The organism is Morganella sp. HSTU-ASny43 (genome assembly GCF_022819185.1).
GTDB classification, from domain to species: domain Bacteria; phylum Pseudomonadota; class Gammaproteobacteria; order Enterobacterales; family Enterobacteriaceae; genus Morganella; species Morganella morganii.
The window spans coordinates 12555-36129 of the sequence record NZ_WSPG01000036.1 but is presented as its reverse complement, the minus strand read 5'-3'; the positions used below and the strand labels follow the sequence as shown (position 1 = coordinate 36129).

Genomic DNA, 23575 nt, shown 5'->3' with positions numbered 1-23575 from the left:
GTTTTGTGATGTGGGTCAACATTAAATTCAACTATTTTTTAATGATTGCAAAATCATTTTAATAACAAAAAAGCAGTGAAAAATAGCAAAAGTGAATATCATAACCGGGATAAAACAGTGTGTTTCTGCTGGCTATGATTTACTGAATTGATTTAGCAGGATTTTTTAATCAGTAACAAGATGTTGAAGATGTTAGCGGCACGTTACTGCATCAGGAAAAGCGGAGAGTGCGTCGTTGTGCCGGTCAGTCGCTTCAACTTTTGTTGCAGGCCGGATCGCAGGCAATAAAAAAGCGCCCTGAGGGCGCTTTTCTTATATCTGTCTGATTTAATCAGAATGCTTTGCTGTATTTTGCAATGATAGCAGCAGCACGGGTCAGATTAGAGAAGAAAGTTTTGATACTTTTCATAATGAACTCCTGCTTTGAATTAGTTGAGTAAGCGTGTTTTGCTTCGATGGAGGTATCATACCAGTTTTGTGATGTGGGTCAATATTAAATTCAACTATTTTTTAATGATTGCAAAATCATTTTAATAACAAAAAAGCAGTGAAAAATAGCAGAAGTGAACATCAGAACCGGGATAAAACAGAGTGTTTCTGCTGATTGTGATTTACCGAATTGATTTGTAAGAATTTTTTAGTCGGCAGAAAGATGTTGAAAATGTTAGTGACACGTTACGGCGGCAGAGAAACCGGTTGTTTTGCCTCTGAAGCGGTAATCTGTTTCAACTTTTTTTGAAAGAATAACACGGTGATAAAAAAAGGGGTGGCCGGAGCCACCCAAAACTGTGCATTTAAAGGATGAGACTGTTGTTGTTAATTAATGGCGGTTGCGCACTAACTGGTAGCGGCGCGTAATGTATTCAACCGGCGCACTCCAGATATGCACCAGACGGCAGAACGGGAAGATCAGGAACAGTGTCATACCCAGCACCAGGTGCATGCGGAAGATAAAGGCAACCCCTTCCAGATGCTCTGATGCACCCCCCTGAAATGTCACGACAGACTGTGCCCAGCCGACCAGTTTCATCATCTCGCTGCCGTCAGTGTGCTGTGCGGAGAACGGAATGGTGCCCAGTCCCAGAATTACCTGGATCACCAGCAGGGTGATGATCAGGATATCGCCCGCAGATGATGTCGCACGGACGCGCGGGTTGGTCAGACGGCGTTTGAGCAGCAGACCGCCGCCGATCAGCGTCATCACCCCGCAGGTGCCGCCCGCCACCATCGCCAGCATCTGTTTCTGCGCCACAGTGATAAACGGCTCATACATCCAGTGCGGCGTCAGCATGCCGACGAAATGCCCGAAGAAGATACCGAGGATCCCGACGTGGAACAGGTTGGAAGCCAGACGCATCCCTTTTTTATCCAGCATCTGACTGGAACCGGCACGCCAGGTGTATTGTCCGTAGTCATAACGCAGCCAGCTGCCGATGATAAACACCGCGCCCGCGATATACGGATAGATATCAAAGAAAAACGTATTCAGGAAATTCATGGAGTTACTCCTTTCGCCGCAGGGGGAACCGGCGCGTCACCCACCTGAATGTAATTCGGGGCGACACTCTGTGAAAAACGACGCTGATGCTGTGTCAGAACAGAATTGTCACAGCCTTTATCGGCCAGGAATGTCACCTGTTCTTCTTCCCAGACCGCATCCAGTGCAGCCGGAGTGTCATCACGGGCTTCACCGTCCACCTGACGGGTCAGTGAGCTGAGTGTCAGGTCGCTGTCCGCCATGGCCAGCAGCAGGCTGAACAGTTCATGGTAATGACTTTCACGCTGACGCAGCCGCTCACCGAGCAGGGCGAGGATCGGCGCGATGTCTTTCAGTCCCTGACAGGCCTGTTCCGGTGGCATAACAGAGAGATATTCCAGATAAACCGGCAGGTAATCCGGCAGTTCGCGGCTGCTGAGGGTGATCCCGGCCTGCTCATACTGCTCCAGCAGGGACACCATCGCCTGGCCGCGATCGCGTGACTCACCGTAAACGTGTTCAAACAGCAGCAGAGAGGTAGCTCTGCCGCGATCAAACAATTCACTGTAGCGTGCCTGGCTGTCGAGCAGCGGCTCAGCGGTCAGTTCAGCGACGAAGTACATCAGTGCGGCGGCCTGAGTCAGGCGCAGCTCGTGCGCCTGTTCAATCTCTGCAATCAGTTCGTCGCGGTGTCCCCAGAGCTCCTCATTCGGGTAATCCAGCAGGCAGCCGATAATTTTTAAGCTGATCATGATGAATGCCTCTCTGAGATTGGTGCATCTGCCGGTGTTTTCTGCGTGATATCAATGGCATCGATACGGCGGCTGTTAAACAGGTTAAATTTGGTATCGCTGCCGTGGCAGCCGTCACCGAAGCTGAATCCGCAGCCGTTGCGCTCAGGGAATGCCTCGCGGGCCAGTTCGCGGTGTGATGACGGGATCACAAAGCGATCCTCATAGTTGGCGATAGCCAGATAGCGGTACATTTCCTGTGCCTGGGCTTCTGTCAGACCCACTTCTTCCAGCGCACTGATATCGCGGGTTTTATCCACGGTTTCCGCGCGTTTGTAGTGACGCATGGCCAGCATCCGTTTCAGGGCACGCAGTACCGGCGCGGTATCCCCGGCGGTCAGCAGGTTGGCGAGGTACTGAACCGGGATGCGCAGACTTTCCACATCCGGCAGTACGCCGCTGTGCGGCAGCATACCCGCATCGCTGACAGACTGAATCGGTGACAGAGGCGGCACATACCAGACCATAGGCAGGGTGCGGTATTCCGGGTGCAGCGGCAGAGCAAGTTTCCACTCCATTGCCATTTTGTAGACCGGCGATTTCTGTGCCGCGTCAATCACACTCAGCGGAATGCCGTCTTTCTGCGCCTGGCGGATCACTTCAGGGTCGTTCGGGTCGAGGAAGATCCCGAGCTGACGCTCATACAGATCTTTTTCGTTATCCGCACTGGCCGCTTCTTCAATGCGATCCGCATCATAGAGCAGCACACCGAGGTAACGGATACGGCCCACACAGGTTTCCGAACAGACGGTCGGCTGACCGGCTTCGATACGCGGATAGCAGAAAATACATTTCTCGGATTTGCCACTTTTCCAGTTGAAGTAGATTTTTTTGTACGGACAGCCGGTCAGGCACATACGCCAGCCGCGGCATTTGTCCTGATCGATAAGGACGATGCCGTCTTCCGCACGTTTGTAGATAGCGCCGCTCGGACAGGTCGCGACACAGGCCGGGTTCAGACAGTGTTCACACAGACGCGGCAGATACATCATAAAAGTCTGCTCAAACTGGCCGTACATCTCTTTCTGCATGTCGGCGAAGTTTTTGTCCGCGCTGCGGCGGCTGAACTCACCGCCGAGGTCATCTTCCCAGTTCGGGCCGTTTTCGATTTTTGTCATGCGCTGACCGGTGATCAGTGAGCGCGGACGGGCGGTCGGCAGATTGCCTTCCGGGGCGTTTTTCAGATGATCATAGTCGTAAGTGAACGGCTCATAATAATCATCCAGCTCCGGCTGGTCGGGGTTGGCGAAGATTTTTGACAGCAGGCCGATTTTGTTACCCATACGCGGCACCAGTTTGCCGCGGATGTTTTTGATCCAGCCGCCTTTCCATTTTTCCTGGTCTTCCCAGTTATGCGGGTAGCCCAGGCCGGGTTTGGTTTCGACGTTGTTGAACCACGCGTATTCCACACCTTCGCGGCTGGTCCAGACGTTTTTACAGGTGACAGAGCAGGTATGGCAACCGATACATTTATCCAGGTTCAATACCATGCCGACTTGGGAACGTATCTTCATTATGCTTTCTCCTGCCCGCTCAGGGTCTGTTGATAACCATCCTGCTCACCGTCGAGCCAGTCCACATTTTTCATTTTGCGGACTACCACAAACTCGTCGCGGTTGGAGCCGACAGTGCCGTAATAGTTAAAGCTGTATGCCAGGTGGCTGTAGCCGCCGATCATATGAGTCGGTTTCGGGCAGACACGGGTGACGGAGTTATGAATACCGCCGCGCATACCGGTCACTTCCGATCCCGGCAGGTTAATCTGACGCTCCTGGGCGTGATACATAAAGATCATGCCGTCCGGGATACGCTGGCTGACAATCGCACGGGCAGTCAGTGCGCCGTTGCTGTTGAAAGCTTCGATCCAGTCGTTATCCTCAATACCCAGCGAGCGGGCATCGTCCTCACTCAGCCATACCACCGGGCCACCACGGCCGAGGGTCAGCATCAGCTGGTTGTCGCTGTAGGTGGAGTGAATACCCCATTTCTGGTGCGGGGTCAGGAAGTTCAGGGCTTTCTCCGGATAACCGTTCGGTTTTGCGCCCAGCAGCGGTTGTGCCGCACGGGTATCCACCGGCGGACGGTACACCACCAGAGACTCACCAAATGCACGCATCCATTCATGATCCTGATACAACTGCTGACGGCCGCTCAGGGTACGCCACGGGATCATCTCGTGAACGTTGGTGTAACCCGCATTATAAGAGACATGCTCATCTTCGAGGCCGGACCAGGTCGGGCTGGAGATGATTTTGCGCGGCTGCGCCACGATGTCGCGGAAGCGGATTTTTTCATCTTCTTTATGGATGGCAAGATGCGTATGGTCGCGGCCGGTCACTTTACCGAGCGCATCCCAGGCTTTCACCGCCACATGGCCGTTGGTTTCCGGTGCCAGTGACAGCACGACTTCTGCCGCATCAATCGCGGTTTCAATTGCCGGGCGACCTTCCGCTGCGCCCTCAGTGCGGGTGCGGTTGAGTTTTTTCAGGAAATCGACTTCTTCCTGAGTATTCCAGCTGATACCTTTCCCGCCGTTGCCGAGTTTATCCATCAGCGGCCCCAGCGAGGTAAAGCGGGCATAGGTGTTCGGATAATCGCGCTCCACCACCATCAGGTGCGGTGCGGTTTTCCCCGGGATCAGGTCACATTCGCCTTTTTTCCAGTCCTTCACATCAAACGGCTGCGCCATTTCGGCAGCGGAGTCATGCTGGATTGGCAGCGTAACAATATCCGTCTCTTTACCCAGGTGGCCCGGGCAGAGTTCAGAGAAGGATTTGGCGATCCCTTTGTAGATTTCCCAGTCGGTTTTGGATTCCCAGGCCGGATCGACCGCAGCGGTCAGCGGATGAATGAACGGATGCATATCCGAGGTGTTCATATCATCTTTTTCATACCAGGTGGCGGTCGGCAGCACGATATCGGAGAACAGACAGGTGCTGGACATGCGGAAATCGAGTGTCACCACCAGATCCACTTTTCCTTCCGGGGCATTATCCACCCATTCCGCTTCTTCCGGTTTCACGCTGCCCTGTTCGCCGAGATCTTTACCCAGCAGACCGTTTTCGGTGCCGAGCAGGTATTTCAGCAGATACTCATGGCCTTTACCGGCGGAACCGAGCAGGTTGGAGCGCCAGATAAACAGGTTACGCGGGAAGTTCTGCGGATTATCCGGCTGTTCCGCCGCAAAGCGGATAGTGCCGCTCTTCAGTGCTTCTGCGGTGTAAGCCTGCGGATCCTGACCGGCTTCTTTTGCTCTCGCCGCGATAGTCAGCGGGTTCACGTTCAGCTGCGGTGCGGACGGCAGCCAGCCCATGCGCTCAGCGCGGATGTTGAAGTCCAGCAGGCTGCCGCTGAAGCGGGATTTATCCGCCAGCGGGGAGAGAAGCTCCTGCGGCTGAACAGTTTCATAACGCCACTGGCTTGAGTGGTTATAGAAGAAAGAGGTGCTGTTCATATGACGCGGTGGGCGTGACCAGTCCAGCCCGAACGCCAGCGGTAACCAGCCGGTCTGCGGACGCAGTTTTTCCTGACCCACATAGTGTGACCAGCCGCCGCCGCTCTGGCCGACGCAGCCGCAGAACACCAGCATATTGATGATGCCGCGGTAGGTCATATCCATGTGATACCAGTGGTTGATACCGGCACCGACGATCACCATTGAACGGCCGTGGGTTTTCTCGGCGTTATCGGCAAACTCAAGGGCAATGCGGGAGATGTGATGCTGGCTGACGCCGGTCACTTTCTCTGCCCAGGCTGGGGTATAGGCCTTGATTTCACTGTAATCCGCCGCGCAGTTCACATCGTCCAGGCCGCGATCGATACCGTAGTTGGCGAGGGTTAAATCGAAAACACTCGCCACACGGACTTCACTGCCGTCTGCCAGACGTACCACTTTCACCGGCAGTTTGTGCATCAGCACTTCATCCAGTGCCACACCTTCAAAGAACTCATTTTCAATGCCGCCGAAATACGGAAAAGCGACATCAGCAACTTCATCGTGCTTATCCAGCAGGCTCAGCTGCATGGTGATCTCATCACCGCTCTTGCCGTCACGCGGCTCCAGGTTCCATTTACGGGATTTGTCCCAGCGGAACCCGATAGAGCCCTGTGGTGCCACCAGTTGCTGACTGTTCTCATCAATGGCAATAGTTTTCCACTCAGCATTTTCTTTCTCGCCGAGAGAATCCACCAGATCAGATGCCCGCAGCATACGGCCCGGCACATAGCCGCCTTCCGCACGCGGATCCAGCATCACCAGCATCGGCATATCGCTGTAAGTGCGGACATAACTGGTGAAGTATTCCGCCTGACGCTTCGCGTGGAACTCATTGAGGATCACATGACCCATCGCCAGTGCAACGGCACTGTCTGTACCCTGTTTCGGGTTCAGCCACTGGTCACACAGTTTGGCGATTTCAGCATAATCGGGCGTGATCGCGACAGTTTTGGTACCTTTATAACGAACTTCGGTGAAGAAGTGCGCATCCGGGGTACGGGTCTGCGGGACGTTGGAACCCCAGGCAATCAGATAAGAGGAGTTATACCAGTCTGCTGATTCCGGCACGTCAGTCTGCTCACCCCAGGTTTGCGGGGAGGCCGGCGGTAAGTCGCAGTACCAGTCATAGAAACTCAGGCAGGCACCGCCGATCAGGGATAAATAACGGGCACCGGAAGCATAGGAGACCATCGACATCGCCGGGATCGGCGAGAAGCCGATAATACGGTCAGGGCCGAACTGTTTGGCAGTCACAATATTGGCTGCCGCAATCATTTCATTCACTTCCTGCCAGTCGGAGCGGACAAAACCGCCGCGGCCGCGTGCCTGTTTGTAGCTTTTGGCTTTTGCCTCATCATTAATAATGGATGCCCACGCATCGACCGGATCCGCGTGCTGTGCTTTGGCCTCACGCCACAGTTTGATCAGGCGTTTGCGCACCATCGGATACTTCACGCGGTTTGCGCTGTACAGATACCAGGAATAGCTGGCACCGCGCGGACAGCCGCGCGGCTCATGATCCGGCAGATCAGGACGGGTACGCGGGTAGTCCGTCTGCTGCGTCTCCCAGGTCACCAGCCCGTTTTTCACATAGATTTTCCAGCTGCATGAACCGGTACAGTTCACGCCGTGGGTGGAACGGACAATTTTGTCATGCTGCCAGCGGCTGCGGTAACCATCTTCCCAGTCGCGGTTGACGTTCAGCTCTTGTCCGTGGTCGCCGGAGAAGGTTTCCCCGCGCTGCTTAAAATAACGGAATCTGTCTAAAAACTTGCTCATTCGGTAATCCCCCGATAAGCGCCGGGCGCTCACATTGCTCTGATTATCAGAATTGAATTAATTATTTTTTACGGCCGTATACCAGCCATGTGGTCAGAATGCAGACCACATAAAAGACAACGAACACTTTCATTGCACCGGCAGGCGAGCCGGTCAGTGTCAGTGAAATACCAAAGGCATTCGGGATAAAGAACCCGCCGATAGCGCCGATGGCAGAGATAAAACCGAGTGCGGCAGCACTTTCGGTGATGGCTTCATGCTGGGCTTCTTTTTCGGTACCGCCCTGTGCCAGTACGCGCTCAGTGGTGATTTTGCGGAACACCACCGCAATCATCTGGAAAGTAGAGCCGCTGCCGAGACCGGCAGTGAAAAACAGCACCATAAAGACGCCGAAGAAGGCGGCAAATGAACCGGCATCATTTTTGCCCGGCAGTGTGAAGAACAGCAGGAAGGCAAATACCGCCATCACCACGAAGTTAATAAAGGTTACGCGGATACCGCCGAATTTATCGGAGAGGAAGCCGCCCAGCGGACGGGCCAGCGCACCCAGTAACGGGCCGAAGAAGGCGAATTTCAGGATAACGATATCCGGGAACTGGGTTTTCGACAGCATGGCAAACCCGGCGGAAAACCCGATAAATGAGCCGAACGTGGAGAGATAGAGGAAGCTCAGGATCCACAGATGTTTGCGTTTCAGAACCGGTAACTGCTCTTTTAACGAGGCTTTGTTGGCAGAGAGGTCGTTCATCCCCAGCCAGGCGGCGGTGGTAAACAGCAGCAGGAACGGCACCCAGATCCACGCGGCATTCTGTAACCACAGCTCAGAGCCGTCCGGCTGGGTCACGCCGGTGCCGCCCATAAAGCTGAACACACCGAATGTCACAATAAATGGTGCGACCAGCTGCATCACACTCACGCCGAGGTTACCCAGCCCGCCGTTGATACCCAGAGCTCCGCCCTGTTTCGCTTTCGGGAAGAAGAAGCTGATATTCCCCATACTGGAGGCAAAGTTTGCCCCGGCGAAGCCGCACAGCAGGGCGATAATCACAAACACCGCATACGGCGTTGACGGGTTCTGCACCGCGAATCCGAGCCACACACACGGCACAATCAGGATCAGGGTACTGAACGCAGTCCAGCGGCGGCCGCCGAAAATCGGAATAACAAAGGAGTAAGGAACGCGCAGGAGTGCCCCGGAAACAGACGGCAGCGCGGTCAGCATAAACAGCTGATCGGTGGTAAAGTTAAAGCCGACTTTCGGGAGATTGACGGCAACGGCGCTGAACAGCATCCACACACAGAATGCCAGTAACAGGCAGGGAACGGAGATCCACAGGTTGCGTGATGCAACCCGGTGCCCGCTCTCTGTCCAGAATTTTTCATCTTCCGGGCGCCAGTCGGTAATGACGCCCGCTGATGCCTTGCCTTCGGAGATCTGAGCCATAATACACCTCAAAATTATGCTGAAATTAAAGGCGTTTTACGTGGGTTATAAGGTGCTGATACTGATCTTAATCAAAGGGTGAACCGATTGATTTTTAAGCGCAAAACCGTCATTCTACTTTAGGGGTACGGTTGTTAATCTGATGAAAATACGTAAAATCAAACGGTTAGTATCATTATGATTAGTGTGGGTTATAACAGCTAATCCCTCAAGGTTTTAAGGGGTACTACTTTGGTGGTAAGTGTTTTTTCGGAGAAATCGGAGAGAATAACCGGTCAGTTCAGAGGAGCATCAGTGCATGCTGAAACACACATCTATTCTTACCCAAATCACCGGTTTTATGGTGCTGCTTACCGTCTTTGCGGTGATTGGCATGGGGCTGACCAATCAGATCACGGAAAGTGTGCAGGGCAATGCGCACGCGATTAATAAATCCGGCACATTGCGGATGCAGAGTTACCGTTTCCTGTCTGAAATCCCCCTGACCGCACATTCACAGCAGTATCTTGATGATTTCGAATCCGATTTAACCCTGCTTGCCGGAATGAAAGCAGTCAGTCCGGCCAAAATACAGCAGCAGTTTCTCTCTGTGGAACAGACCTGGCGGCAAAAGCTGCGTCCGGCACTGGAAGCGGCAAAACAGCCGGAAGAGGCCCGAGCGCTGGTGGCCGCGTTTGTCAGTCAGATTGACAGCCTGGTGTCGGCTATCGATCACCAGACTGAATCCACCATCCGGCTGGTGGCGGCCATTCAGCTGGTCTTTATCGCGCTGATGATTTTACTGCTGCTGTTGTCGGCGCGGCATTTCCGCCGCCGGATCCTCCATCCGTGGCAGCGTCTGCTGGCGCAGGCGGATGCGATGGGGCAGGGGAATTTTCAGCCGCGCTTTGCGGATTATGACCACCGCGACGAAATCACCATGATCGGTAATACCCTCAACCGTACGGCAGAGGAACTGTCTGCGCTCTACGGAGAGCTGGAATCACGGGTGGCGGTCAAAACACAGGATTTACAGGAAAAAAACCAGATGCTGGCCTTCTTATATAAGAGCGGGCAGCGGCTGAATAACACCAATGACCTGACCACTCAGCTGACGGATATTCTGCGTGATCTGCATCAGATCATGCCGGAAGGCGCACTGTGCCTGCGGATTTTTGAGGATAATAACGCCACCCGTTTTACAGAAATCGGTGACTGCGGCTGCGTGCCGTCACAGACACAGGAACAGCTGACCTGGAATCTGAGCGGGCCGATTAACCGTTACGGGGTATTGACGCTTCTGTTACCGGCCGGACAGCAGCTGAACAGTGAGCAGCAGAATATGATGCAGATGCTGAGCAAACAAATTATTTCAGCCTTTGCACTGGCTTATCAGCATGAGCAGCAGCAACAGCTGATTCTGATGGATGAGCGCTCAGTGATTGCCCGCGAACTTCACGATTCTATCGCGCAGTCGTTATCCTGTCTGAAAATTCAGATAAGCTATCTACAGATGCATTCCGCGCAGATCCCGGAAAATTGTCAGACACTGCTGACCGAAATGCGCCAGGAAGTAAACGGTGCTTATCATCAGCTGCGTGAGCTTCTGACCACTTTCCGCCTGAAACTGACTGAGCCCGGGCTGCTTGCCGCGCTACAGAGCACGCTGGAGGAGTTTGAGCAGCGGATGGGTTACCGCATCGGTTTTGATTTTCAGCTCTCCGGGCGCCAGGTCTCCGCGCACCAGACCATTCATGTGGTGCAGATTGTCCGCGAGGCGCTGAGCAACATCCTCCAGCATGCCAATGCGTCGAGGGCGCAGGTAATATGCCGGTCAGAAGACCAGATGATTTATATCAGCGTGGAAGATAACGGGGAAGGGATCCCGGAACATCCGGAAAAAAATAACCATTACGGGTTATCCATCATGCGGGAACGGGCAGCCACACTGCACGGAACCTGCCGGATAACCACACGGGAACAGGGCGGCACTCAGGTGCTGATAAGCTTTCCCGCCAATACAACTATAAGAATAAATGAAGACGATTCAGGAGCAAGGTAAACAATGACGAACAGAATACTTTCGGCCGGAGAGATTATACTCAGTGATCCGGATGAAGCCGCTGACCCGGCCTCTCCCTCCACGATCCTGCTGATAGACGATCACCCGATGCTGCGTAACGGCGTCAGGCAATTAATCAGCATGGAGCCGTCACTGACTGTGGCCGGTGAAGCCGGGAATGGCCGCGACGGCATTGCGCTGGCGGAATCACTCGATCCGGATCTGATTCTGCTGGATCTGAATATGCCGGAAATGAACGGCTTTGAAACCCTGGATATTCTGCGGCGCAAACCGCTCTCCGGCCGGGTGGTGGTGTTCAGTGTGTCCAACTACCGGGAAGATCTGATTACGGCACTGCGCCGCGGGGCGGACGGCTATCTGCTCAAGGATATGGAGCCGGAAGAGCTGCTGGTGGCACTGCGTCAGGCGGCCGCCGGTAAAATGGTGGTCTCCCCGGCACTGACCGAAGTGCTGGCAGGCGCGCTGCGTGAGGTGCGCAGTGATGATGAGCCGGATATCAACAGCCTTACCCCGCGTGAGCGCGATATACTGAAACTGATTGCTCAGGGGCAGCCGAATAAAATGATCGCCCGTAAACTGGATATCACGGAAAGCACGGTAAAAGTGCATGTAAAAAACCTGATGAAAAAAATGAAGGTAAAATCACGGGTGGAAGCAGCGGTATGGGTGTTGCAGAACAAATAGTACCGGTATCTATCCGGCCTCTCTGTATAAAGGAACAGATTATGATTATTGCAGCACACCGCGGCTTTGCCGCCCGTGCACCGGAAAACACGATGGCGGCATTCCGGCAGGCGGCGGAGTTTGGCTGTCTGTGGATTGAAACCGATGTTCAGCTCAGCGCTGACGGCGTGCCGGTGCTGATCCACGATGAAACTGTGAACCGCACCACCAACGGCAGCGGGAAAGTGACGGATCTGACCTTACGCGAACTGCGGGCACTGGATGCCGGGTTATGGGCGGGGGAGGTATACCGGGGGGAAAAAATTCCGCTGCTGACCGACCTGCTGGTGCTGGCGGAAGAATCCGGATTGCATCTGAACCTGGAACTGAAAACCGAGCTGACAGACAGCGACCACGCAATTGCCCGGTTGTGTGAAGCCACCGCAGCAGTACTTGAAATGCAGAATTTCCCGGCAGAGCGGATTCTGTTTTCCGGCTTTGATACCCGCACACTGCGCCATATGCACAAACGGATGCCGCACATCCGGCGCGGACAGCTCTGGGAAAAAATTCCGCCGCAGCCTCTGGCACTGCTTCAGGAGATTGACGCGTTCAGTGTGCATTGCGACTGGCTGTTTCTGCGGGAAGAAACGGCGAAATCGCTGAGAAAGGCCGGTTATCAGATCTTTTGCTATACACCGAATTATCCGGAGCTGGTCGCGCATTATGCGGACTGGGGAGTGGGAATGCTGATAACGGATAACCCTGCAATATACAGGGACGAAAATCGTTTTTCTTAATGCTATATTGCATCAGTATTACACCGGCCTCTTCCGACAGGCCGGTGTTTTTATTTTGACTGGCGAAAATACAAGTTATTGGAGTTATATTTAATAAATCATAATAAAATTCTTTTTATTATTATCAGATGAACAAAAAGAGGATAAAAACTGTAACAAAGTGATACAGGTTTAATCATACAGGGAGTTATCTCAAATATCCTTTTTCTGACACCATCATTACCCATCCTGTTTGTTTTTATATAATGAACTGAAATTACATGACTATTTTCCCTGTTATTACTATTTGTGGTTACTCACAGATAGATTTCACCAATTGTTCTTAAGGCAACGAAAGAGGAATGATTATTTGCATGACTGCTCCGGATTCACTTATTCTTTACCCGATCTGATAGTGATGATTTATCGGTATTATTTTGTTATCAGTGATTTTATTGCTGCTGAATAACCGGGATTAAACTCACTTAATTTGTATTTGGCTGAATAATATCAACTGAAAATAAAAGGCAGTGGCTGGCTTCTTTTCCGATAAAGGATGCAGTAATTAACAGGGATCGTTACCTTTCCGGTCTGATTCTCCGGTGGATATAGTGTGTAATAACGGGATTTTTATGTTTATTACTATCGTTAATTATTCCGGATAAACCTAAAAGGAGTTAAATATCCCGGGTAAATCAGGTTTTGCTATGTGTGATAATAATATATCTCTATTGAAAGAAGTTGGTTTTTTCTTAAAAAGAAGGCGAAAAAGTCAGGGATTAACAGGTTCGGAAGTGGCTGAGAAACTGAATATCAGTCAGCAGCAGATATCCCGCTATGAACGCGGGCTGTCGGTGCTCAGTCCGGATGTCATGCTCAGGTATTGTGCGGCGCTGGGAATGACGGAGCGTGAGATCAGCGAACTTTTCTCCATTATCAGCACCCATTATCAGTCTGTTATTTCCGGACCGGAAGATACAGATGACACTGATAACCCGTAATGCTGACTATCCAACTGTTATGACTCTCCCTTTACGCGTGTATTTAATATCACCAACCTTTTTCTGTCTGATGACATCTGAATGCTGTTAATAATATGTTGCATTAACTTCATATCATCAGCAGGCAGGTGTTTTTATTAAACCTGTAATTTCTCTCTGTAAGAGTTAATTTTATAAATAGGAATGAATGAAAATGATGATTAACAAAAAAGCACTCGTTGTAGCCGGGCTTTCACTGGTTATTTCTGCCTGCTCAACATCACCGGTAAAGAAAAACACGGCAGCAGTTAAAAACCCGCCGGTAAAACAGCAAACCCGTTCCGCGACACCTAATGTGACCGGTAATAACGCGGCACAGGCGTATGTGGGAAGTAAACAAATGGCATCTCAGGGGATTGTTATTGCATCCACCAATAACGCCTGTGTGGACGGATTTAATTTTCTTAAAGGCGTAAATCAGGCTGAATTTAATGATTTCTCATCAAGCTACGGACGTATTAATCAGAACTATACCTTCTTAAACGTCAATAAAGAGATTATGGATAAAGACTCCCGTGAAGTGTTATCCATGACACTGAATAAAAAACTGGACACCTTATGTACCAAAGTTCAGTACGCAGGTTTCATTGGTGTGAAGGATAAAATAAAAGCACTTTCTGATATTTAATTTTTTTTTGGATTTTTAATCTTATTTCGGGGATGTATTCATGCCTGTGACTTCGTATTACTCAAAAACAAAGAGGGTAACAGCCTATCTGTTACTCTTTTTGCAGTTATTTTTTCCGGTGTCGACGGCAACATTATCTGTTGCCTACGCGGCAGAACATGACAATGAATTAATCATGTCAGAAACATTTGACGGACTTAATGCATTGATGGATACATCTCCGAGTCCGGCTCCGCCTCCGAAACCACAGGGCGGAAAAACCGCTTCCGGCAGCACTCTGAGCGGTGAGGGATTTACCGTTGAGATGCCGTCCGGCAGTGAATACGGCGTGATGCCGGCTGGTTCGGACAGTGGCTTTATCTCCGGACAGAACGGCATGCCGTTCCCGATGAGTGTCAGCACGCTGCCTGACCCGGCGAACCCGGCACCGCGCGATAATACCGTGCGGACCGATGATATCTTCAGTGCCTTGCCGACCCTCGGTCTGCCGGATATTTCTCCGGAAGATGAAGCGGCACAGAATGAAGCCCGTCTGGCGGGTAACGCCTCACAGGCCGGGCAGATCCTCTCCAGTGAGGATGCGGTGGATGCATCTCTCGGCTATGTGCGCGGTATCGGTGAAAACCTGCTTAACCAGCAGGTGAATGACTGGCTGAACCAGGTGGGCCACGCCCGTATTCAGTTCGGCAGCAATAAAACCGGTGATGCGGATGTACTGGTCCCGTTAGTTGATAATCCGAACAGCCTGTTCTTCTCACAGATCGGGCTTCGCGCTAATGAAGAACGTACCACCACCAACCTCGGTCTGGGCTATCGTCAGTATGAAGACGGCTGGATGTGGGGGGTTAACAGCTTTTATGACTACGATATCACCGGCAGTAACTCGCGGGTCGGTGTCGGCGGTGAGTTATGGGCCAATTACCTGAAGTTTGCGGCTAACGGCTACTTCAGGGTAACAGACTGGCACCAGTCAAAACTGCACGAAATGCGCGATTACGATGAACGCCCGGCTAACGGGTTTGATATCCGTGCGGAGGGCTATCTGCCTGATTATCCGCAGTTAGGCGCATTTGCAAAATATGAACAGTACTTCGGTGACGGCGTCAGCCTGGCCAGTACCACCTCTTCCGGTGAACTGAAAAGTAACCCGTCGGTCTCCACCATCGGGCTCAGTTACACCCCGTTCCCGCTGATCACGTTCAAAGGTCAGACATCCCGTGGTGATTCCAACGACAGCCAGATTGGAATGGAACTTTCCTACCGTTTCGGCGTGCCGCTGTCACAGCAGCTGGATACCGACAATGTTGATCTGATGCGTAACCTGGCGGGTAACCGTTACGACTTCGTCGACAGAAACTACAACATTGTGATGCAGTACCGTAAGCAGGAACTGCTGCGGATTGCCCTGCCGCCGACACTCAACGGTGAAGCGGCACAGACACTGCCGGTGACGGTCAGTGTGCTGAAAGCCAAATACGGTCTGAAATCTCTGCGCTGGTCAGCGCCTGAACTGCTGGCAAACGGCGGTGAAATCAAACAGACCGGGCTGACCACGGCAGATATTACGCTGCCGGAATATATTTTTATGGATCGTAACGGCGGGCCGCAGGGCTACCGTGTGACCGCTGTCGGTGAAGATAACGAGGGTAACCCGTCCAACACCGCAGAAATGTGGGTGAATGTTATTCCGTCAGTGGAAACCATCACCAAACTGACCGTCACGCCGAACCAATCCTTAATCGCCAACAACAGTGACCAGTTTACCGCTGTGGCGCTGTTACAGAATGACAAGGGCGAAGTGCTGCCGAATAAAGCAGTGACTTTCAGCGTTTCCGGTCTGAAAAATCCGGAAGGCGTGACCATTTATGATGCGGACGGCAACAGCGGCCAGACACTGACCGTGATCTCCGGGCCGGACGGCACGGCAACCGTGAAAATTATCAGTAAATCCGCCGGTAAAGGATTGCTGAAAGCCAAAATGCGTAACGGTAACAGCCGTACCGAAGCAATCACCTATATTGCTGATATCAATACAGCAAAAATTAAAACCCTTGAATTAACCAATAACAAAGCAGTGGCTGACGGCCAGGCGAAAAACATCGCTGTGGCAACGGTGACTGACCAGTTCGATAACCTGGTGGAAAACTTCCCGTTAACGTCCAGAGCGGATAACGGTGCGACAGTCGCGGATCCGAACCAGCAGACTGACAGCAACGGCCAGGTCACTATCCGGTTCAGCAGTGAAACGGCCGGGGATTCCAAACTGGTGGTTGAGGGAACGGGCACGTCGAAGAGTGTGACAGCACAGTTTATCGCGGATATCAGTACCGCGAAGATTCAGAGTGTTGTGGTAACTCAGGATAATTCGGCGGCGGATGGTAAAGCGAAGAACAGTGTTCTGGTAACCGTCACTGATAACCGCAACAACCCGATCGCCGGTGCACCGGTGACAATCAAAGTACCGGGAACTGCCGGTTATCTGACTCAGCCTGCCGGTGGTCTGACAGACAGTAATGGTCAGTTGCGGGTGAATATCACCAATACCAAAGCGGGTCAGGATAACTATACCTTCAGTATCAATGACAGCCGTGAAACTGCGGTTCTGACCTTTGTTCCGGATCTGTCCACCGCAACCATCACGTCCCTGATCAGTGACAAGAAAGCCATTATTGCTGACGGTACTGAGCAGGCGATGCTGACCGTGACGGTGAAAGATGCCTTTAATAACGTGATCCCGGGTAATACCGTTAACCTGACAACCACACTCGGCCAGCTTAGTGATCAGAATGTCGTTACCGGCAGCAACGGTGAGGCAACCTTTACACTGACCGGTACCCGTGTGGGTGATGCGACTGTCCGTGCGATCAACGCCACAGACGCAGCCGGTAAAACCACCGTTGTCCGTATCACACCTGATAACAGCTCGATGGCTGTCCGCAGTGTGCTGTTAAACGGTGATCAGACAACCAAAGTTGCCAACGGTACAGATAACTTCACCTATACCGTCCTGGTTCAGGATAATAATGGTAACCCGATCCAGGGTGTCCCGGTTACTGCATCCGCAGATAATCCGGCAGCAGTTGTACTGGTAACAGGCACTACCAATGCGGAAGGTAAAATCACCATTACCTTAGCCGGTACCAATAAAGCGATGGACAATGTTCTTGTCAGCGCGGCGCTGGACGGCGGGGTAAGTGTGGATGCGGATAAGAGTGTTAACTTTATCTATAACATCGACACCGCGAAGGTCAGTAAAGTCACGCTGAACGGCGATGTCACTCAGAAAGTGGCTGATGGTCTCAGCAGCTTTACCTATACCGCGCAGTTGGTGGATGGTAATGGTAACCCGATCCGTCAGGCAGATCTGGATGTGAAGTGGACGCAGAACAAAGGCAGCGATGTGGTGCTGTCGGCGGAAACCAGCAAAACCAACGCAGACGGTGTGGCGACTATCACTCTGATCTCCACCACCAAAGTGGCGGATAACATCCGTGTCAGTGCGCAGTATGCCGGTACGCCGGTTATTCAGGCGGATAAAGCCGTCAGCTTTATTTATAACGTTGCCTCAGCCAGAGTCAGCAAGGTGGAACTGAACGGCAGTGTGACTGAAAAAGTCGCCGATGGCCTCAGCAGCTTTACCTACACGGCACAACTGGTGGATGAGAACAACAACCCGATCCGTCAGGCGGATCTGGATGTGAAATGGACGCAGGACAAAGGCAGTGATGTGGTGCTGTCAGCCGCAACCAGTAAAACGGATGCGGACGGTAAAGCCGTGATTACTCTGACGTCGACCAAAAAAGCAGCGGAGAATATCCGTGTCAGTGCACAGTACGCAGAAACGGCTGTGGTACCGGCAAACAAAACTGTCAGCTTTATCTTCAACATTAATATGGCCAAAGTCGGCACTGTGGAGCTGAATGGCGCTGTCACGGAGAAAGTGGCAGACGGCACCAGCAGCTTTACCTATACCGCACAGTTGGTGGACAGCAACGGTAACCCTGTCCGCAAAGCAAACCTGGATGTGAAATGGACCCAGGATAAAGGTGCGGCGGTAAAACTGTCCTCCGTTGTCAGTAAAACTGATGCCGATGGTAAAGCGACTATCACGCTGATTTCGACCACCACGGCGGTGGACGATGTCCGTGTCAGCGCGCAGTACCAGGAAACGGCAGTCGTGCCGGCGGATAAAACCGTCAGCTTTATCTATAACATTGCCTCAGCCAAAGTCGGTTCCGTGACTCTGGAAGGCGATGTGGTACAGAAAGTGGCGGATGGTGTCAGCTTCTTTACCTATACCGCGCAACTGGTGGACGGCAACGGGAACCCGGTTCGTCAGGCCGATCTGGTGGTGAACTGGAGCCAGGATAAAGGGACGGATGTTACTCTGTCGGCCACAACCAGTAAAACGGATGCCACCGGTAAAGCAACCATCACTCTGACTTCCACCAAAAAAGCCGTGGATGATGTCCGCGTCAGTGCGCAGTACGCAAGTACCGCCAAAGTGGATGCGAATAAGCTGATCAGCTTTATCTTTGAACTGACCTCCGCCAAAGTCGGTACAGTTACCCTCAACGGTGATGTGACGGAAAAAGTTGCTGACGGTGTGAACGCCTTTACCTACACCGCACAACTGGTGGACGGCAACGGTAACCCGATCCGTCAGGCCGGTCTGGATATTAAGTGGACGCAGGATAAAGGCAATGATGTGACGTTGTCTGCTGTCAGCAGTAAAACCAACACGGATGGTCAGGCCACAGTCACACTGACGTCGACTACAAAAGCGGTGGATGATGTCCGTGTCAGCGGGCAGTACGAAAGTACCGCCAAAGCGGCAGCGGATAAAACGGTCAGCTTTATCTATAACGTTAATCTGGCCAAAGTCAGCACGGTGACCCTTGACGACGCTGTTATTGAAAAAGTGGCGGATGGTGTGAATACCTTCACTTACACCGCGCAACTGGTGGACGGCAATGGTAACCCGGTCCGTCAGGCCGGTCTGGATGTGAAATGGACGCAGGACAAAGGTAATGATGTCGTGCTGTCTTCGGCAACCAGTCAGACCAATGCCGATGGTAAAGCGACCATCACCCTGAAATCCACCACAAAAGCCGTCGATAACGTCACGGTTAAAGCACAGTACAAAGAAACGGCTGAGGTTGCTGCGGATAAGACGGTCAGCTTTATCTATGAACTGAGTTCAGCCAAAGTCGGTACCGTGAAGCTGGACGGCGATGTGGTACAGAAAGTGGCGGATGGTGTGAATAACTTCACCTATACCGCGCAACTGGTCGATACCAACGGTAACCCGATCCGTCAGGCGGATCTGGTGGTGAAATGGACACAGGATAAGGGCAATGATGTCGTGTTGTCTGCTGAGACCAGTAAAACCAATGCGGACGGTAAAGCAACCATCACGCTGACCTCGACCACCAAAGCCGTTGATACCATCACCGTGAGTGCGCAGTATGAAAGCACCGCGAAAGTGGCGGCGGATAAGACGGTCAGCTTTATCTATAACCTGACATCCGCACACGTCAGTACTGTGACGCTGAAAGATGATGTAACAGAGAAAATTGCCGATGGTGTGAATACCTTTACCTACACTGCACAACTGGTGGATGGCAATGGTAACCCTGTCCGTCAGGCAAATCTGGATGTGAAATGGACGCAGGACAAAGGCAGTGATGTCACGCTGTCAGCGGCAACCACTAAAACGGATGTCAACGGTCAGGCGACGGTCACCCTGAAATCAACCACCAAAGCGGTGGATACCATCACGGTGAAAGCGCAGTACAAGGAAACCACCGAAGTTGCGGCGAATAAGACTGTCAGCTTTATCTATAACATGGCGTCAGCCAAAGTCGGTACGGTGAAACTGACCGGTGATGTGGTGCAGAAAATTGCTGATGGGGCAAATAACTATACCTTCACGGCGCAGTTAGTTGATAACAATGGTAACCCGATCCGTCAGGCTGATCTGGTGGTGAAATGGACGCAGGATAAGGGCAATGATGTTGCGCTGTCGGCCACAACCAGTAAAACGGATGCGGACGGTAAGGCTGTTATCACCCTGACCTCCACCAAAAAAGCCGTTGATACCATCACCGTGAGTGCGCAGTACGAAAGCACGCCGGTTGTGGCAGCCGATAAGACGGTCAGCTTTATCTATGACCTGGCGTCAGCGCATGTCAGTACGGTCGCGCTGGGCGGTACAGTGACAGAAAAAGTCGCGGATGGCGTGAGTTACTTCACTTACACCGCACAACTGGTGGATGTGAATAACAACCCGATCCGTAAAGCAGACCTGGATGTGAAATGGACGCAGGATAAAGGTACGGATGTGACGCTGTCGGATGTAACCAGCAAAACGGATGCCACCGGTAAAGCGACGATTACTCTGACTTCCACCACAAAAGCGGTCGATACCATTACCGTGAGTGCGCAGTATGAAAGCACCGCGAAAGTGGCAGCGAATAAAACCGTCAGCTTTATCTATAACCTGACATCCGCACACGTCAGTACTGTGACGCTGAAAGATGGTGTGATTGAGAAAATTGCCGATGGCGTGAATACCTTTACCTACACTGCACAACTGGTGGACGGTAACGGTAACCCTGTCCGTCAGGCAAATCTGGATGTGAAATGGACGCAGGACAAAGGCAGTGATGTCACACTGTCAGCGGCAACCACTAAAACGGATGCTGACGGTCAGGCGACTGTCACCCTGAAGTCAACCAAAAAAGCGGTGGATACCATCACCGTGAAAGCTCAGTATCTGGATACCACCGAAGTTGCGGCAGACAAGACGGTCAGCTTTATCTATGACCTGGCGTCAGCCAAAATCGGTACCGTGAAACTGACTGGTGATGTGGTACAGAAGGTGGCCGATGGTGCGAACAACTTCACCTACACCGCTCAGGTGGTGGATGCTAACAACAACCCGGTACGCAAAGCGGATCTGGTGGTGAAATGGACGCAGGACAAAGGTAACGATGTCGCGTTGTCAGCAGCGACCAGTAAAACGGATGCTGATGGCCGGGCAACCATCACCCTGGTTTCCACCACAACAGCGGTCGATACCATTACGGTGAGTGCACAGTATGAAAGTACGCCGGTTGTGGCAGCCGATAAGACGGTCAGCTTTATCCATGACCTGACGTCAGCGCATGTCAGCACAGTGACCCTGGATGGTGATCTGGTTGAGAAAGTGGCAAACGGCACCAACAACTTTACCTATACCGCGCAGTTAACGGACAGCAACGGCAACCCGATCCGCCAGGCGAATCTGGATGTGAAATGGACGCAGGATAAAGGTACAGACGTTGTTCTGTCAGCGACAACAAGTAAAACGGATGCAGAGGGCCGGGCAGTTATCACGCTGAAATCGACGACCAAAGCGGTTAAAGATATCACTGTGAAGGCTCAGTATGCTTCGACTGCTGAAGTGGCAGCCAATAAGACGGTCAGCTTTACGGCGGATGCAGCAGCAGCAAAAGTGATCAGTGTGAAACTGGATGATGCGGTAACCAGCAAAATTGCCAACGGAACCAACACCTTTACTTACACTGTAACGGTGGCAGATACCAACGGTAACCCGGTTGCCGGTAGTGCTGTAACAGTATTGACTGTGGCGGATAATGTCACGCTGGGCACCACCGAAAATACGGATGCGGCAGGGCAGACAAAAATTACCCTGAAGAGTACGAAGACTGCATCGTATGACATCATGGTCAATGCAAAAGGTATTACTGGTGATGCGGTTGATGCAGATAAGCTGGTGAATTTCACCGCGGACAGTGCAACAGCCATTATCACGAATGTGAAGCTTAACGGCGTACAGACACGGAAAATTGCGAACGGTACGGATTCTTTTGAATTCATTGCTGAAGTCAATGATGCGAACGGTAACCCTGTCCGTGACATCACCGTGAACTGGTCAGGTACCGCCGGTGCCGCTGCAACATTCTCCGCAACTTCTCAGCAGACAGATGCAGAAGGGAAAGCCACGGTTAAACTGACCAGTACCACAACACCGGTCTATGACATTGTGGTCAGTGCCGCACAGGGAAGTCAGGCTGCGGTTAATGCGGATAAGAAAGTCTCCTTTGAAGAGCTGTTCTCAACGTCAGTGCTGGTCATTGATGCGGTTGCAGCCGGAGATAAGCCGGTTAACGGCGCACACGTTAAGATTTTCTCGGAAGATGGATCTGAATTGCTGTACGAAACTACAACGAATACAACCGGTAAGTTTAAGGTTGATCTGGTTGGCGGCAAATACGCAGTTAAGATCACAGCGAATAATTATGACGACTACGATGACTTTATGGTCGTGAAGAGCGGCGCGGATACAAACTTTAAGTTTGCATTGTCTCCGGCGCTGGGAACACAGTTCGGCCGTATTATTCTGCAGTGGAGTGAAGCTCCGGGAGATCTGGATTCGCACTTAATGGTTCCGCGTGTCGGCGGTGGTGCACGGTACCATGTGTACTACAGCACTAAATCTCCGGCAGGTTCGGATGCATCACTGGATAAGGATGACCGCTCTGCTCCGGGTATCGAAACCATTACGATGACATCACCGCATCAGGGGACTTATACGTATTTCGTTAAAAACTTCTCCGGTCCGGATAGCAAGTTATCAACAGCCAAGGTACAAATTTTCCTGAATAAGGATTTAACTCTGAAGCCGGGTACGTCGAGAATGATGAGCTTTGATGCTCCGGACGCGAGTGTACCTACAAAAGCGCAATGGATTGTATTTGATATTGTGGTGGATGCTAATAATGAGGTAGAGGTGGTACCAAAAGGAACGGTGTCATCAACAGAACCAACTTAATAAGAAAGGTTACTATTAATCAGTAACAATAATAAAAGCCACAGACAGAAATGTCTGTGGCTTCTTTATTTTGCAATAACACTATGATTATGGTTAATAATGTTGGATATGATTAATATATTTGAATAATCGTCTGGTTTTGTCGTCTGATTTAGTATTATTTTAAGGAATAAAATTTTAAAAATATGTTATTAATTGGTATTCTGTTTTGGTGAAAAGGTAATAAAAAATGCTTATTTTGTAACAGAGTGCTTCAAACGTAATCGCGAGAAGAGTGGGGGGAATATTTAGGATAAATCGTATTTATTGTGTAAAAACAGTCACTTCAATTTAACTTACTGATGTAATTAGTAAATTTGACTTATTATGCTATTTTTTGGGTATGAATAAATTTTTATTGATAGGTTTAATCTATTGTTCGATTTGAATGGAGAGGTGAATAAAAATTTGCACACACCGCCATAAGTCATTTACTCTTTACATGAAAATAAAATAACTTATATAAAGAAGGTTATTAACGATAACAGGTAAATGGCGACAAAATGATCTTCGCGATCGTCTTGTAATACCAATTTTC

General features: G+C 51.4%; 11 protein-coding genes. 6 read left to right on the top strand and 5 right to left on the bottom strand.

All coding sequences use genetic code 11. The features are described 5' to 3' along the window. Positions 1–820: 820 nt before the first annotated feature. The 5 genes from narI to GN208_RS15985 all read right to left on the bottom strand — a co-directional run bounded on the left by narI (position 821) and on the right by GN208_RS15985 (position 8987). Complete coding sequence (narI, locus tag GN208_RS16005; protein ID WP_004234733.1) at positions 821–1498, bottom strand: respiratory nitrate reductase subunit gamma; 678 nt, start codon at positions 1496–1498, stop codon at positions 821–823. Then, the gene (gene narJ / locus GN208_RS16000) at positions 1495–2229 is read right to left on the bottom strand and encodes a nitrate reductase molybdenum cofactor assembly chaperone (protein WP_004234734.1); all 735 of its coding nucleotides are present in this window, start codon (positions 2227–2229) and stop codon (positions 1495–1497) included. The genes narI and narJ overlap by 4 nt, the downstream gene beginning before the upstream one ends. Beyond that, positions 2226–3782, bottom strand: coding sequence for a nitrate reductase subunit beta (gene narH / locus GN208_RS15995; protein WP_004241167.1), 1557 nt, complete (start codon positions 3780–3782; stop codon positions 2226–2228). Before narH ends, narJ begins: the two co-directional genes overlap by 4 nt. Next, complete coding sequence (locus GN208_RS15990; protein ID WP_243828478.1) at positions 3782–7543, bottom strand: nitrate reductase subunit alpha; 3762 nt, start codon at positions 7541–7543, stop codon at positions 3782–3784. Before GN208_RS15990 ends, narH begins: the two co-directional genes overlap by 1 nt. Before the next feature lie 61 nt (positions 7544–7604). Then, positions 7605–8987 (bottom strand): NarK family nitrate/nitrite MFS transporter, encoded by a 1383-nt coding sequence (locus tag GN208_RS15985; RefSeq protein ID WP_004234739.1) that lies wholly within the window; start codon positions 8985–8987, stop codon positions 7605–7607. A gap of 298 nt (positions 8988–9285) precedes the next feature. Between GN208_RS15985 and narX the strand changes: the two genes are divergently transcribed. The 6 genes from narX to GN208_RS15955 all read left to right on the top strand — a co-directional run bounded on the left by narX (position 9286) and on the right by GN208_RS15955 (position 22998). Next, a complete protein-coding gene (gene narX, locus GN208_RS15980; protein WP_004234742.1) occupies positions 9286–11028 on the top strand; it encodes a nitrate/nitrite two-component system sensor histidine kinase NarX in 1743 nt (580 codons plus the stop codon). A 3-nt stretch (positions 11029–11031) separates the two neighbouring features. After that, on the top strand, positions 11032–11733 hold the full coding sequence (gene narL / locus GN208_RS15975) for a two-component system response regulator NarL (protein WP_004234744.1): 702 nt from the start codon (positions 11032–11034) through the stop codon (positions 11731–11733). Positions 11734–11774: 41 nt separating this feature from the next. After that, entirely contained in the window at positions 11775–12512 is a 738-nt protein-coding gene (locus GN208_RS15970; protein ID WP_004234746.1) for a glycerophosphodiester phosphodiesterase family protein, read from the top strand. Between the two features lie 686 nt (positions 12513–13198). Next, entirely contained in the window at positions 13199–13492 is a 294-nt protein-coding gene (locus tag GN208_RS15965) for a helix-turn-helix transcriptional regulator (RefSeq protein WP_024474345.1), read from the top strand. 193 nt (positions 13493–13685) lie between these two features. Continuing rightward, positions 13686–14159: a hypothetical protein gene (locus GN208_RS15960; protein WP_015422280.1), complete on the top strand. Its 474-nt coding sequence runs from the start codon at positions 13686–13688 to the stop codon at positions 14157–14159. Between the two features lie 175 nt (positions 14160–14334). After that, complete coding sequence (locus GN208_RS15955; RefSeq protein ID WP_243828477.1) at positions 14335–22998, top strand: Ig-like domain-containing protein; 8664 nt, start codon at positions 14335–14337, stop codon at positions 22996–22998. The last annotated feature ends 577 nt before the right edge of the window (positions 22999–23575 follow it).

Coding starts and splice junctions, on each gene's coding strand:
- narI (WP_004234733.1), bottom strand. CDS start 1,498: ATGAATTTCCTGAATACGTTTTTCTTTGATATCTATCCGTATATCGCG.
- narJ (WP_004234734.1), bottom strand. CDS start 2,229: ATGATCAGCTTAAAAATTATCGGCTGCCTGCTGGATTACCCGAATGAG.
- narH (WP_004241167.1), bottom strand. CDS start 3,782: ATGAAGATACGTTCCCAAGTCGGCATGGTATTGAACCTGGATAAATGT.
- GN208_RS15990 (WP_243828478.1), bottom strand. CDS start 7,543: ATGAGCAAGTTTTTAGACAGATTCCGTTATTTTAAGCAGCGCGGGGAA.
- GN208_RS15985 (WP_004234739.1), bottom strand. CDS start 8,987: ATGGCTCAGATCTCCGAAGGCAAGGCATCAGCGGGCGTCATTACCGAC.
- narX (WP_004234742.1), top strand. CDS start 9,286: ATGCTGAAACACACATCTATTCTTACCCAAATCACCGGTTTTATGGTG.
- narL (WP_004234744.1), top strand. CDS start 11,032: ATGACGAACAGAATACTTTCGGCCGGAGAGATTATACTCAGTGATCCG.
- GN208_RS15970 (WP_004234746.1), top strand. CDS start 11,775: ATGATTATTGCAGCACACCGCGGCTTTGCCGCCCGTGCACCGGAAAAC.
- GN208_RS15965 (WP_024474345.1), top strand. CDS start 13,199: ATGTGTGATAATAATATATCTCTATTGAAAGAAGTTGGTTTTTTCTTA.
- GN208_RS15960 (WP_015422280.1), top strand. CDS start 13,686: ATGATGATTAACAAAAAAGCACTCGTTGTAGCCGGGCTTTCACTGGTT.
- GN208_RS15955 (WP_243828477.1), top strand. CDS start 14,335: ATGTCAGAAACATTTGACGGACTTAATGCATTGATGGATACATCTCCG.